Origin of the sequence: Paenibacillus sp. VTT E-133291 (assembly GCF_002264395.1) — a bacterium.
In the GTDB taxonomy this organism is placed as follows: domain Bacteria; phylum Bacillota; class Bacilli; order Paenibacillales; family Paenibacillaceae; genus Paenibacillus_AQ; species Paenibacillus_AQ nitricinens.
Window position 1 is genome coordinate 38,660 of the sequence record NZ_NFVA01000050.1, and the last position, 13,324, is coordinate 51,983.

Annotated in this window: 11 protein-coding genes; 7 read left to right on the forward strand and 4 right to left on the reverse strand. The window is 44.0% G+C overall.

Annotation, left to right across the window (positions count from 1 at the left end; genetic code table 11):
• Window positions 1-4 precede the first annotated feature (4 nt).
• Together CA598_RS19265 and CA598_RS19270 are read left to right on the forward strand one after the other, a co-directional pair.
• The gene (locus CA598_RS19265) at window positions 5-1,102 is read left to right on the forward strand and encodes a polysaccharide deacetylase family protein (protein WP_094877519.1); all 1,098 of its coding nucleotides are present in this window, start codon (window positions 5-7) and stop codon (window positions 1,100-1,102) included.
• A 162-nt stretch (window positions 1,103-1,264) separates the two neighbouring features.
• Window positions 1,265-2,239, forward strand: coding sequence for a MerR family transcriptional regulator (locus CA598_RS19270; protein ID WP_256990552.1), 975 nt, complete (start codon window positions 1,265-1,267; stop codon window positions 2,237-2,239).
• On the opposite strand, the gene CA598_RS19275 is transcribed toward CA598_RS19270, so the two are convergent.
• Window positions 2,221-3,699, reverse strand: a complete 1,479-nt coding sequence (locus tag CA598_RS19275) for an alpha/beta hydrolase (protein WP_094877521.1) — start codon at window positions 3,697-3,699, stop codon at window positions 2,221-2,223. The two genes, CA598_RS19270 and CA598_RS19275, sit on opposite strands and share 19 nt — an antisense overlap.
• 113 nt (window positions 3,700-3,812) lie before the next feature.
• The gene (locus CA598_RS19280) at window positions 3,813-5,156 is read right to left on the reverse strand and encodes an aminotransferase-like domain-containing protein (protein WP_094877522.1); all 1,344 of its coding nucleotides are present in this window, start codon (window positions 5,154-5,156) and stop codon (window positions 3,813-3,815) included.
• Window positions 5,157-5,296: 140 nt separating this feature from the next.
• Between CA598_RS19280 and CA598_RS19285 the strand changes: the two genes are divergently transcribed.
• Entirely contained in the window at window positions 5,297-6,235 is a 939-nt protein-coding gene (locus CA598_RS19285) for a DMT family transporter (RefSeq protein WP_094877523.1), read from the forward strand.
• A gap of 135 nt (window positions 6,236-6,370) precedes the next feature.
• Here the strand turns inward: CA598_RS19285 and CA598_RS19290 are convergent, their stop codons facing one another.
• Window positions 6,371-7,018 carry a hypothetical protein gene (locus tag CA598_RS19290; protein ID WP_094877524.1) on the reverse strand — a complete coding sequence of 216 codons (648 nt, stop codon included), beginning with the start codon at window positions 7,016-7,018 and terminating at the stop codon, window positions 6,371-6,373.
• A gap of 158 nt (window positions 7,019-7,176) precedes the next feature.
• On the opposite strand from CA598_RS19290, the gene CA598_RS19295 reads away from it, so the two are divergent.
• The 4 genes from CA598_RS19295 to CA598_RS19310 all read left to right on the forward strand — a co-directional run bounded on the left by CA598_RS19295 (window position 7,177) and on the right by CA598_RS19310 (window position 11,688).
• Window positions 7,177-7,917, forward strand: coding sequence for a response regulator transcription factor (locus CA598_RS19295; protein ID WP_094877525.1), 741 nt, complete (start codon window positions 7,177-7,179; stop codon window positions 7,915-7,917).
• Complete coding sequence (locus tag CA598_RS19300; RefSeq protein WP_094877526.1) at window positions 7,895-9,262, forward strand: sensor histidine kinase; 1,368 nt, start codon at window positions 7,895-7,897, stop codon at window positions 9,260-9,262. The genes CA598_RS19295 and CA598_RS19300 overlap by 23 nt, the downstream gene beginning before the upstream one ends.
• 153 nt (window positions 9,263-9,415) lie before the next feature.
• Complete coding sequence (locus CA598_RS19305) at window positions 9,416-10,171, forward strand: SDR family NAD(P)-dependent oxidoreductase (RefSeq protein ID WP_094877527.1); 756 nt, start codon at window positions 9,416-9,418, stop codon at window positions 10,169-10,171.
• A gap of 176 nt (window positions 10,172-10,347) precedes the next feature.
• Entirely contained in the window at window positions 10,348-11,688 is a 1,341-nt protein-coding gene (locus CA598_RS19310; RefSeq protein WP_094877528.1) for an FAD-dependent oxidoreductase, read from the forward strand.
• A gap of 54 nt (window positions 11,689-11,742) precedes the next feature.
• Here the strand turns inward: CA598_RS19310 and CA598_RS19315 are convergent, their stop codons facing one another.
• Window positions 11,743-13,137, reverse strand: coding sequence for an MATE family efflux transporter (locus CA598_RS19315; RefSeq protein ID WP_094877529.1), 1,395 nt, complete (start codon window positions 13,135-13,137; stop codon window positions 11,743-11,745).
• Between the last annotated feature and the right edge of the window lie 187 nt (window positions 13,138-13,324).

A 13,324-nucleotide genomic window follows, 5' to 3' on the forward strand; every position in this document is an offset into this window, starting at 1 on the left:
CAATATGTCAGCTAAAGCGGTTTGGAAAGGCGATGTCAACCAAGCATTATGCGCGTTTACATTTGATGATGGGCCTTCCCAGCTTCCCGTTGAATTATGGCTGGATGTTCTAGAGGAGGAAGGGGCGGTTGGTACCTTCTTCTTCACTGGAGAATGGATGGATCAGCATCCAGAGAAGGCGAGATTAATTCTCTCCCGGGGTCATGTGCTTGCTCCGCATACGTATCATCATCGGCGAATGGCCCAAGTACCAAAGACGGTATTCTTAGAGCAATTGAAGCTGACTGAGCTGGCATATCAAGACGCAACAGGTCTTCCGTCTCCCAATTTCATGCGTTTTCCATACTGCTCCTACCGGGATGAGAATCTCGATTGGCTGACAGAATGGGGCGATTATCTGGATATTGAGGGCGTTGATTGCGGAGACTGGGCAGGTATTTCTGCAGAAGAAATCGTTGCCAACGTTGAACCTAAGGTAGAGAATGGAACCATTGTGGTTATGCATAGCAATGATGTTGCAAAGGGTTCACCGGATGCATTAAGAGCACTTATTCGGATCGCCAAGCAAAGAGGCTTGGAGAGTGTCGGCGTACCTGAGATCCTAGGGTCCATTGGCGTAGAAGTAAACTATAGACCTTGGAAAATAGCCGTAGAAGTTCCGGCGGAGTTAGATCATTCCGCGGAAAATTGGGTTCCTTTAGAAAATTGTAAGCAGCTTGCCGATCTCGCGGCCCAGACAACTGAGTGGAACATTCCGCAATATACACTGCATTTCATTTCTGAAAAGGAGTGGCTGGAGCATCTGGAGAGTCCACTAGTAGAGGTTGGAGTGACAGAGGATCGCGAGTTGTTTACCCTACGGCAATTTGATGGCAGCTATTGGGGATATGTACGCGCCGGTGTCGTAGACAATACCCTCGTATTATTAGATTATGCGGCTAAAGAAGCGCAAGCCGATACCTTAGTGTACTTACTTCGCTGGGCTGCTGATACTTCGATCAGACTGGGCTTAACCCGGATTGAGGCAAGGCTGAATATCCGCAAGATGAGCGAAATGTGCAGACAGTTAGGCTGGCAGTCAGAGATTCTAGAAGATCAATAAGAGACATCATCCATACTGATAAATAGTTGCGGTAAAAAACAGCGGTCCCCCATTATTGGTGGATCGCTGTTTTGCGTTGTGGGAATGGCAAATTGTAAGTTGTCGTTCCTTTCGGTACAATCAATTCTAACATCGTATGATTCCATCAGAAGGGGTGATTTCTTGCGTAAAGATACCAAAACCATCGGCGAGGCGGCTAAGCTGCTGGGCACAACCATTAAAACCATCCGTTATTATGACGACATTGATCTTTTGAAGCCATCGAGTCATAGCGAAGGTGGACATCGGTTATATACGCCCGAAGATATTTCCCGCCTGCGGCTGATCACAACACTGCGTTATTTGAGCTTCGGCATTGACGAGATTCGCCAAGTCATCGCTGGAGAGATTCAGCTCAATACAGCACTCAACTGGCAAATCGAAGCACTGGAGACGCAGGTTAGTACACTGACTAATATGATTTCGATTCTACGCCAAGCTGAAGAGCATCATTCATCAGGCAATTCCATGGATTACATGAATGAGCTGGCTGACTCCTTGTCCATGAATGCTGCTAAACGAAACGAGTTCATCTCCAGCAAAATAGAAGAAATACAGCCGCTCGGTCAATTGCCGTCCGAATGGCAGAATACTTTTTTGTATTTGTTCAATAAATATATTATCAATGAAGTCAAAGTGACGGCCGGGCAAACCATAGCTTGGAATGAGCTGCAAGCGCTAATGAATGATGCGCAGTACATGGAGGAGCTCGTCCGATTCGAACTACCCTTCTTAAATATGGTCAAGCACCCTCGTGTTCCCGCTGCATCCTGGATCAGAACGCTGGAGAGTATCCGAATCCGGGTGGAGACAGCCCTGCAACACAAATTATCAGCAGACAGCGCTGTTGTACAGGCAATTGTTGAAGATTTTGTGATGATGTATGCAGGTCCAGAGCAGTTCCGCGATAAGGCTGCCTTTTTCCGCCAATTTGCTCAATGCATGCAAACTGCTCCTTCCAAACGAATAGAACGCTTTAATAAACTGTGCCTGCTCCTCAACCCCAAATGGGATGTTATTGTAAAAGGAAATGCCTTGCTGATGCAAGGACTACAATGGAAACTCGAGCAGGACAACGCTCATTCGGCGCCTTGTTGAAGTGTGAACTTCGGATGGTCTCCCAGGTTGATGTTCAAATATTGCAAGGGCTGCCCTTTCAAATAATGGTCAAAAAAATCGAGCGTGTACTCATTAATCAGCTCATGCGTTCCACGCACATCCACGCCCTCCATCCATTTAAACAACGGGGTGAGCAGATATAGATCGGAGAAGCTCATATGTGTGCTGTTTTTGAATGTCATCCAATAGTTTCCGCCAACGGTTACCGGCTCATAACGGGCAAACATCTCATTATAGTAGGCTGTAATTTCGTCTCTGTTCGCTCCCAATGCGGCGATTTCTTCATCAGTGGTTTGGTCTACTCCTTTTAACGTTTCATCGGCACTCATGAGCAAAAAAGGCTTCTTTAGGCCGTCTGCAGGAATCCGCTTTTCACCGTAAAGTACCCCATCCATATCGATGCCTGCTTGTATTCTCTGATCATCCAGCAGCATTTGCACCGTCGTAGCTCCCCCAAAGGAATGTCCGAACATGCCCATATGTTCAAGATCGATCCGGTCAGTAAACAGACCGCTAGGGTCGTTCGCAGACAAGGCCTCCATTCGATCAAGCACAAACTTCGCATCTTCTACCCAAACTTCATTACGCCGATCCATAAAAGAATACTTCATTTGCTCATAGCCCATTTTCCCCTCTGAATCAAACTTCACCACAGGCTTATCTGGAAATGCTGAAGCTACGCTGCTATAAGCATGTTCAATCCCAACGACAATATAGCCGTGACTTGCCAATTGCTCGACTTGAAACGTGTTCTGATTCTTGTAGCCCATAAATCCATGCGAGAAGAGCAGCACAGGATATTTAGATTCTGTATCGGCTAATCCGGCATTCGCAATAGCATGGGTATTGACTAGCTTAAATCCTGAGAATACAAACTCCGGCAAGTGCAAAAATTCATGCAGTCCTTCTATATACGGAGCAGGATCAGATAAATATGGCGCCTTTTTTCCAGTAGCCTCCGAACTTGCCGGATACCAGATTTGTACCATTAATTCGCGGGAATCACCGGATGTTTTCGTAAATTTCTCTTCTCTTGCAGAATCGGTCCAATGGTAGGTGACGGTCCCTATCGCGTAAGGACCTGTGGGCTCCGCAAAAGAAAATACAGGGAATAGGATCGGCAGCGCAATGGACACAGCAGCATAAACCACTCCAACTCCTCCGAGAATTAGCGCCCTCCAGCGCTGTCGCGGCTTTCTTTCTGCCCTTGCTGTGGATCGGAAGAAAGGCCTTACCCCTCCTACAATCGCCCACAGTGTGACCAGATACATTGGGATCATCGGCCACCGCAAGCCTTCCACGAAAGCGTGGACAAGCAGTAAAGCAGCAGGAATTCCGCCGCCTATCAGCCACCCGCGTTGTGATTTGGGGCGTCCTAGTATTAACCCACTCAAAATCAATACATTAAATAAGACAAGCATGATTTCAATCCATCTCATAATCTATAATCCTCCTTGGATTTCTCTACTGGCTGTCGACCTGAACCAAGTATAAAACCTCCTGTTAGAGGAGAATCAAAAAAATTAATTCGAATGGAGGATTGGGGGAATATTCAGCGTATTTCTCGAATGACCTGTTCAATACCTGAGGGAATATCAGGCTCTTTTACACTAGATACATTGAGCTTTAGAATCCTCTCTTTTTTTGCAAAATAGGAAAGGTAACCGCTATCCGCCAATTCCACTCGAATGGACTTTTTTTGCAGCCGTTTGATCATCTGCTCTGCTCTAAGGTTATCCTCCAATTTCAGATAAGTATGAACACCTAGCTGACTGGCTGGAACATAGGAATAATGCTCTTCAGACGCTGCATTTGCCTCCTTCATAATCGAATCGTGGAGGAGCATTGATCTTTTTCCGTAGCAGGAACGCATTTTTTTTCGGTGGCGCTCGAACATCCCGCTTTTCAAATACAACTCCAGCGCAGCTTGCGACAACATAGAGCTATCTATATCCATCAGTCTTTTGAATCGGTTAAAGGACTCACAGAGCACCTCGGGAAGTACGGCCACACCAACGCGCAGACCTGGGAATATAATCTTGGAGAAGCTTTTTAAATAAATAACATGTGATGTATTATCATAGGCATAGATCGGATCTTGCTTCGCATCCTGCTCCAAATCTGCCATGTAGTCATCCTCTACGATATACACATCGTATTTAGCTGCAAGCTGGGCAATCGCCTTCTTCTGATTTCGTGTAAAGGAAACGCCCAGCGGATTATGGAACCGTGGAACGGTATAAAAGAACTTAAATTCACCAGTTTTAAATAACCGCTCTAATTCATCCAAATCCACCCCATCATTAGAACGCCGTATCCCCTCTGCCTCGATTTCATATGTCTTCAAATACTCCATAAACAAAGGATAACTCGGCTGTTCAATCAATACTCGCTCCTTACCATTCGGAAAAGGAATACGGGTCAAGAGTCCAAGGGCCTGCTGCACACCAGAGGTGATAAAAATCTGCTTTGGATCAGCGAATACCTGATAAGAAGCCAGTTGTCGCTGCATTTCACGGATAAGAGACGGCAGCCCCTGCGGTGTTCCATAGATAAACAGATCCTTACGGTACATATCAATCGCTTTATTGATGCAATGTTGAAAATCCAGATATGGAAAAATATCAGGGTCTGGTGCAGATGCCGTAAAATCGATCCAGTGCGAACCTTCCTCTTTCCGCTGTCCACTGCGTTTCATGACATAATATCCGCTCTTTGAAGCTGCGTAGATTAGATGTTTATCTTGAAGGTCCTGGAGTGCACGAATCACCGTGCTCTTATTGCAATCATAACGAAGTGCTAGTTCCCGAATAGAGGGTAGCTTGTCGCCTTCTCGATACGTGTCTTCAACGATTTGTAATTCTAGATCATTGATTATTTCCGAATACTTATACATCCTCTTCACCTTCCTCCGAATCTAATTTGTACCGGTACAGATGAACAATAATTACATTGTAGCATAGCTATTCTAGCCTTAGAATAAAGAGCATAACAGGACCGGTCCTAAATGCGCGCAACACTTTGGAGGTCATACTGATGAATAAATCTTCTACTCAAAAAGCGATCATAGCTGCGGTCTTGAATGCTGTTATTGTCGGATTTTCTTTTATATTTGTAAAAATGGCCTTAACCGTCTCTGACCCATTCGATACATTAGCTCACCGCTTCACATTATCTTTCCTTGCCGCTTCGTTATTTGCATTTCCAGGGTGGCGGCGGGTGAAGTTCGGAATATCCAAGGCAGCAGTGGTAATCCCACTTGCTCTACTATACCCTTCGTTGTATTTTACGCTTCAAGCCTTCGGGCTTCTGCATACAACCTCATCTGTAGCAGGCATTATTCAGGCGACCATGCCTATCTTCACCATCATTTTGGCGACGTTGTTCTTGAAGGAAACTACGAGCGGCTTTCAGAAGATCTCTACACTAATCTCGGTTGCGGGCATTATTCTTATCTTTGCCATTCCGGGTGTCAGTATATCTTCCTCTAGTCTTTGGGGAGTTTTACTCATACTGATCTCAGCATTATCCCTTGCCGGTTATAACGTCGCAGCCCGAAAGCTAACACGTACCTGGAGTCCCAAGGAACTTACCTATATGATCACTTTATTCGGGTTTATATTCTTCAATGGACTTTCCATCATTAAGCATGGTTCGGCAGGAACCTTGAATCAATATTTCACACCTTTTCAGGAGCCTAAATTCATATTCTCCATGATCTATCTTGGGGTACTCTCCTCCCTCGTGACCTCCTTCCTTTCCAACTACGCATTATCTCGAATGGAAGCATCCCGCGTGAGTATCTTCGGCAGTCTTTCGACGGTTGTCTCTATTCTCGGCGGTGTGCTTCTGCTGAATGAACAACTGGAATGGTACCATTGGACCGGCACCGTGATGATTATCGCCGGGGTAATAGGAGTGAATTGGCGCAAAAAGGCTAGGCTTCAAGTAAAGAGTGGAATTGAGTTGGATTAGAGGGAACCTGCAGATTTGCAGGAATTATTGCTTAGCCATTCTTCGTATCATGAAAAAAAGACACCCCTCGAGGTGTCTTTTTATACTTTTACCTTTTCAATATCTCTACTTTGTACCCAGCCGCGTTAATTGCTGTTACTTAGCTGTTTCTAGATCCTTGATCTTCTCTTTATAATGGTCCAACAGATTAGCCAGAGCTTCCTTAATCACGGTGGCATCCTTGGATTTAGCTGCACTATTCAGATCTTCTTGAGCTTTAAAAAAGGCTTTATCAGCTTCACTAAGATCTGCCATGGAAATTGCTATTGAAGTCGCTGCTACAGCTTTAATTGAAGTAGTAGTGAATTCAGTATCCCGCTCCATATCATCAGGCAATACTAATTGAGCACTGTGGCCCGCTTCAATATAACTCACTGGCAGGGCATCGTCGGATAGAATTTCTTTTGTGAATTGAACTCCCTCCACCGGTTGCGCAGGCACAAGCCCGGTAGCTCCGGTCACACTGAATCCAGCATTCTTATAATATTCGTCCAAAGTTTTCTTCCAATCTTCTAGGGTATTAGGTGCATAGGTCTTAGCTAGCTCCAAAGGATCTACCCAATCTATCTTAGTTAAGGTTGCAGAAAGTGCTCCACTCGTTGCTGGAGTAACCACCGCTGCTTTTGTTGATTTCGCGCTTTGATCCTTAGCTTCACTAGCTGCGTTCACTGCAGTCGGTGCGGCAACTGCGGACACTAGTAGGGCGGACAACGCTAACTTTTTAAATAACATCTGTTGATTCATAAATACAACACTCCTCGTCGATTTGAATGATCTTACAAGTCCAAGCATACAAAAGGGGTGTGGCATAACATTGGTTAATTTGTGGAAAAACGATGGCAGACCCCTATACCCACCTGCAGATTGATATACTTGTAGAAGAATAATCTGGAGGTAACGAAATGAATACCAACTATCTCATTGCCGTAGTAGACGATGATCAACATATACGTAATCTTGTAGAAGCTTATTTACAAAAAGAAAATTACCGCACGATTGGCCTTGGCAGTGCTGAGGAAGCATGGACCTTATGGCAGACAAGCCCCCCGGATATGTGGGTGCTCGACGTTATGCTGCCCGGCATGGACGGGTACGAATTTTGCCGGCGAATTCGCAATGAAGCCGAAGTACCCATTATTATGATCTCCGCAAGGGATAATGAAGTGGATAAAATATTAGGCTTAGAGCTTGGCAGTGATGATTATCTGGTCAAGCCATTCAGCCCTCGGGAGCTAGTTGCTCGCATTAAACGCCAGTTACAACGGTGGTATAAAATGAGTAATCCAATGGAATCCGCAAGTAGTAGTCCACACACACCGACGCATATTGAAGTTAGCCACCTACAGTTATTATTGGATGAAAGACGAGTGTTCTGGCATGGAAAGGAGATTGAACTCACTAGCAAAGAATTCACCCTTCTAAAAGTGTTCGCAACTTCTCCGAATCGCGCATTTACAAGAGATGAGCTACTAACCCATGTATGGGGCGATGACTATTTCGGGAGCGACCGTGCCGTAGACCATTTAATTAAACGAATGCGAAAAAAGCTGGATCTGCTGCCGATTGAAGCCGTGTGGGGACATGGCTATCGCATGCGTATTGAGGAAGGAGTGGAAATCAATGAAGCTAGCTCATCAGATTAATTTTGCTTTTAGCATTGTATTGGTGTTACTCCTGTCTATTACCGCTTTTGTGATCCACTTCGTGCTGCTCAATCATTTCGTTGGAACACAAAAGGCGGAATTACGAACCCTTGGTACAGCCATGTCAGCCACTATGATTCAAGAGAGTGCACAAAGGGCCGATATAGAGACTGAAATCCGTACATTGCCAGCGTTCATGTCCTCCTCTGTAGGTGCAGCAAACGTCGAAGCCATTCTTAGCGATGAGACAGGAAAAGTATTGTCCACCTCATCGAATATGAGTTCGATCACGCTAGACTCCACTTCGCAGTTTGTCGCAGGTCAGACCTCTGATCTCCAGAGCATTTGGAATGGAACAGATACCAGATATATAACAGAAGTGAAAGCCACGCCAATAGGCACGCTAACTCTGCTTACACCCATGAGTGCAGTTACAACGATTGAACAAGCGCTGCTCAAAAGACTACTGATTGTTTTCGGTGCAGCAGGTGCATTTATGTTCCTATTTGCTCTATTTATCACAAAAAAACTAATCCAACCTCTAATGAAGCTACAGCAAGAGCTGAAAAAGGTAAAAGAACGCCACTTCTCTGAAGTTAAGCTGATTAAAGCTGGTGGAGAGATTGGCGCTGTTGCTAAATCTGTATATGACATGGCTGGCGAATTGAATCGATTTAACCACGTGCAGAAGCAATTTTTCCAGAATGCCTCCCATGAATTAAAAACCCCGTTGATGTCTATTTCTGGTTATGCTGAAGGGATCAAGGATGGCATCTTTGAAGGGGAAGGCATCGATAAAGGTCTGGATATTATTATGAGTGAGAGTAGTCGTCTGAAGAAACTCGTTACGGAGATGACCCTACTTGCCAAGCTGGATAGTGAAGAAGATATATTTAGATCTAGCGAGATCTCTCTGGACGATTTAGTCGTAGAAACGATTGAACGTATGAACCCTCTTTTAATAAAAAAAGGGCTGACCCTACATGTAGCCTACGATGATTGTAAGCCACTTACGATCCGGGCTGATAGAGATAAGCTGCTGCAAGCCCTTCTGAATGTAGTTTCCAATGCCACTCGTTATGCCAACAAACATATCTACATTCATGCTTTTATTAAAGAGGAACAAGTTCAACTATCCGTTAGTGATGATGGTCCTGGCATTTCAGAAGACCTGCTTCCGTACCTGTTCCACCGATTTGTTAAAGGAAAAGATGGGGAATCAGGATTAGGACTAGCCATATCCCGTGCGATCGTCGAGCGCTCCGGAGGTCTGATCACGGCGGGGAACCGTAGAGATGGTGGAGCGATAATTTCCATAGGCTTCCCTTTACTTATCCATAATTAATTTTAAACTCATGGGGTGGGAATAATATAAATTTCACTTCATAGTAAAGTTAGTTACTAATTTGGGTAAAGTATGGAGAAGAACAATTATCCCTTAATACAGATAAAGGTTTGGACATGCGGCAACATTTTTTTCAAATAAGGAGATGTCAACATGAATAGACTCGAAGGGAAAGTTGCAATCATCACAGGTGGAGCTGGCGGTATCGGTAAAGGAATGGCCATGGCATTTGTTAAAGAAGGTGCCAAGGTAGTTATTATCGATCTCAACGAAGAAGCTGGTAACCAAACCATTAAGGAATTACAAGCATATCAACCTGAATCAATCTTCATTCAAGCCAATCTAATGGAGCACGATAAACTTTCAGGTATTACACAGCAGGTGGCTGAGAAGTTTGGAAAGATAGATATTTTGGTCAACAATGCACATGCATCTAGAATGAGTTCGATCGAAGAAATGACACAGGAGGATTTGGATTTATCTTTTAACACCGGATTCTATCCTACCTTCTATTTCATGCAAGCCGCACTACCTTATTTAAAAGAAACTAAAGGAAAGATTATAAACTTTTCATCGGGTGCTGGGATTAATGGCGATGTCAATCAAGGTTCCTATGCGGCCGCAAAAGAAGCCATCCGCGGAATTACTCGTGTAGCCGCCAATGAATTTGGCCCATTCGGGATCAATGTAAACCTCATCTCTCCTATCGCTAATTCACCTGGCATGATGGAGTGGGCAGAAGCGAACCCAGAGTACTACCAAAGCATGATTTCGAAGATCCCTTTGAGAAGACTGGGCGAGCTGGAAAGTGATATCGGCCGTGTTGCAGTATTCCTAGCTAGCGAAGATTCCGACTATGTTACGGGTCAAACGATCATGGTCGATGGGGGATCGATTAAATTACGATAAATTATACTCTATCCTATGAATGACTAAGAGATTTCCTTTTTTGGAGATCTCTTTTTTGCCTTCAATTCTCCTTATTATTCGTTTAATGACCTTCGGATTTAGGGTAATAATAAAGTAACATGCTATTTATGCATATGCATAATCTAAAACATCCTGTGTGACCCGGAGGTATTAAAATGAACAAGTTTGACGCTATTATTATTGGTTTCGGTAAAGGTGGAAAGACCCTTGCCACAGAACTAGCTAATCGAAAATGGAAAGTAGCCGTGATTGAACGCTCTAAGAAAATGTACGGTGGAACTTGCATTAACATCGCCTGTATCCCTACGAAATCCTTAGCTTATCAAGCCCATCAAGGGGAAGATTATATAGAAGCGGTCCATAATAAGGATCAGCTTATTTCAAGTCTACGCCAAAAAAATTACGATAATCTAAATCAGAACGAGAATATAGAAATTATCAATGGTGAAGCTTCCTTCTTATCGGAACACGAACTCCAAGTAAAGGATGCAGGTGAGACGAAAATCTTAACCGCCGATAAAATCTTCATTAATACGGGCGCTGAAACCATCATTCCTACTATTGATGGGATACAAGATAGTAAGTTCGTATATACCAGCACATCCATTATGGATCTTAGGGAGCTCCCAACTAAACTAGCCATCATTGGTGGTGGTTATATTGGATTGGAATTCGCTTCGATCTACAGTCAATTCGGCTCACAGGTTACGGTGCTGGAGGGTTCCTCGAAATTCATTCCTAAAGAAGACCGCGATGTCGCGGACGCCGTCCTCCAAACCTTTACCAAGAAGAACATTGAGGTCAAACTGAATGCAAAGATTATAGGACTGAAGGATGTTAATGACGGAGCCATCATCTCCTATACTATAGACGGTACTATTCAAGAGTTGGAAGTCGATGCTGTGTTAGTTGCAACGGGGAGAAAACCAAACATTGAGGGTTTAAATTTAGAAGCCGCCGGTATTGAAGTGACCGATCGGGGGGCCATTAAGGTAGACCCTTCTCTAAAAACCACTGTTCCCCATATTTGGGCCCTCGGCGATGTCAAAGGCGGTTTACAGTTTACCTATATCTCACTAGATGATTATAGAATTGTAAGAAATGATCTCTTCGGGGATCATTCCCATACCACAAATGACCGTGACGTTGTTCCATATAGCGTATTTATTGATCCCCCACTATCCAGAATAGGAATAAGTGAAGAAGCCGCCGTGGAACAAGGACTTGAAATCAAAGTCGCTAAGTTACCTTCAGCAGCTATCCCCCGTGCCCGCTTAATCAATGAAACCGAGGGCTTCCTAAAAGCAATTGTAGATGCAAAAACCAATAAAATCCTAGGAGCTACATTGTTCTGTGCGGAATCCAGCGAAGTGATTAATATCGTGAGCATGGCAATACAAACAGGGCAAGATTTTACCTTTCTGAGAGATCATATCTTTACTCACCCTACAATGAGTGAAGCTTTGAATGATTTGTTCTCACAGATCAAAGAATAATACTACATGCATGGCAAACAAAAAGACACCCACACGGGGTGTCTTTTACTTTTACTATATAACACGATGCTGAACCCACTTCTTACCCATGAAGCGCCGTAGAAATATGAATCCTCTAATTCCCCACTCACAGTTCATAGCTAACCAAACCCCAAGTAGACCGAAATCGAGAACAATCCCTAAAATGTATCCGAGTACTACACGGAACAACCACATACTCAACATAGACACCATAGATGTGAACTTGGAATCCCCCGCTGCTCTAAGCGCTGACGGTGTTATGAAGCTAACAGACCACAGCGGTATTTGTACGATTGTATTAATAAGTACAATTATGAAGATATCCCTCACAATCTCTGCAGGTGGATGGAACATCGACACTAGCGGATGGAAGAAAGGCATAACTAACAATCCCATCACCACAAAGGAAAGGGAAGATGCTACGAGAAACGATTTAATAAATTTCCGGGCATCCTTAACATTATTGCTTCCCATACATTGTCCGACCACTGTAATAATCGTCAAAGACAGCGCATTACCCGGAATTTGCATAATCCCCGCAAAGGAAGAGGCAATAGCGTTTGTAGCAAGCGCGTAAGTACCGAGACTGACGATAAAGACTTGCGTCAGAATCTTACCACCATTAAAGAACATCTGCTCTGCCGCAAAAGGCATACCGATGAACATTATTTTTTTGAGCATAGAGAATTGAACAACCAATAAGTCACGAATTCGAATATGCAATTCATTGTCCATCCGGAACAAATAATAAAGAGCGCATATCGCACCCAAATATCGGGCTATATTTATAGAAATAGTCATCCCAAGAACGCCCATATGCAAAAGGTTAATAAATACGAGATTCAAGAGGACGTAAACTAAATTCATAATGAGCGATAGCGCAAGCGAGGCTCTCGTCCTTCCGATTCCTCGAAGAGCACCACAAACTGCCTCTACCACAGCTATTCCAAGATAGGAGATGCAGCTCCCAATTAAATAGATTCGGGCGTTGTGCATTACCTCTGGCGAGGCCGCTCCAAATAGTAAGTTGAGCAGCGGATTGTGAAAAAGAATGCCAAACATACCAATAACAAAAGCCATAAGGGAAACCGATGAAGTGGCGCCTGCGGTAGCTTTTGATACCATAAGACTATTGCCGCTTCCTTTATACTGCGCTACGACAACCGTACCACCTGTTGATACCGCGATAAACACACTAATGAGAAAAAGATTAAGGGAATCAATCATGTTCACCGCACTGATAGCCGCCACACCGGACGAACTGATCATGGCCGTATTCACTAGATTTAGCCCCACTATAAAGGCCTGATCTACCAGAATAGGGATAAATAAAGCAATCATATGGCGATAATCTAACGATTCTCCTGAAAAATATTTTTCAAGAAACCGCACACTTCGCTTCGTATTGACATTTACAATAGGTTCCATCTTCGCTTCACTTCTTTTACATTAGAGTTATCCAAATTTGAAATATCCTTATAAATAGAAAAAGGCTCTTCAGGTTGAAGAGCAATTCAAAAGTACAGCTAATTTATAAGCACTTAGGTATGCGGTCGAGAGGACTCGAACCTCCACGGGGATTAACCCACACGGACCTGAACCGTGCGCGTCTGCC

Excerpts from the sequence above, each read along its gene's own strand:
- CA598_RS19300 (WP_094877526.1), top strand. The coding sequence starts at position 7,895 with ATGAAGCTAGCTCATCAGATTAATTTTGCTTTTAGCATTGTATTGGTG.
- CA598_RS19280 (WP_094877522.1), bottom strand. The coding sequence starts at position 5,156 with ATGTATAAGTATTCGGAAATAATCAATGATCTAGAATTACAAATCGTT.
- CA598_RS19285 (WP_094877523.1), top strand. The coding sequence starts at position 5,297 with ATGAATAAATCTTCTACTCAAAAAGCGATCATAGCTGCGGTCTTGAAT.
- CA598_RS19290 (WP_094877524.1), bottom strand. The coding sequence starts at position 7,018 with ATGAATCAACAGATGTTATTTAAAAAGTTAGCGTTGTCCGCCCTACTA.
- CA598_RS19275 (WP_094877521.1), bottom strand. The coding sequence starts at position 3,699 with ATGAGATGGATTGAAATCATGCTTGTCTTATTTAATGTATTGATTTTG.
- CA598_RS19315 (WP_094877529.1), bottom strand. The coding sequence starts at position 13,137 with ATGGAACCTATTGTAAATGTCAATACGAAGCGAAGTGTGCGGTTTCTT.
- CA598_RS19265 (WP_094877519.1), top strand. The coding sequence starts at position 5 with ATGTCAGCTAAAGCGGTTTGGAAAGGCGATGTCAACCAAGCATTATGC.
- CA598_RS19310 (WP_094877528.1), top strand. The coding sequence starts at position 10,348 with ATGAACAAGTTTGACGCTATTATTATTGGTTTCGGTAAAGGTGGAAAG.
- CA598_RS19295 (WP_094877525.1), top strand. The coding sequence starts at position 7,177 with ATGAATACCAACTATCTCATTGCCGTAGTAGACGATGATCAACATATA.
- CA598_RS19305 (WP_094877527.1), top strand. The coding sequence starts at position 9,416 with ATGAATAGACTCGAAGGGAAAGTTGCAATCATCACAGGTGGAGCTGGC.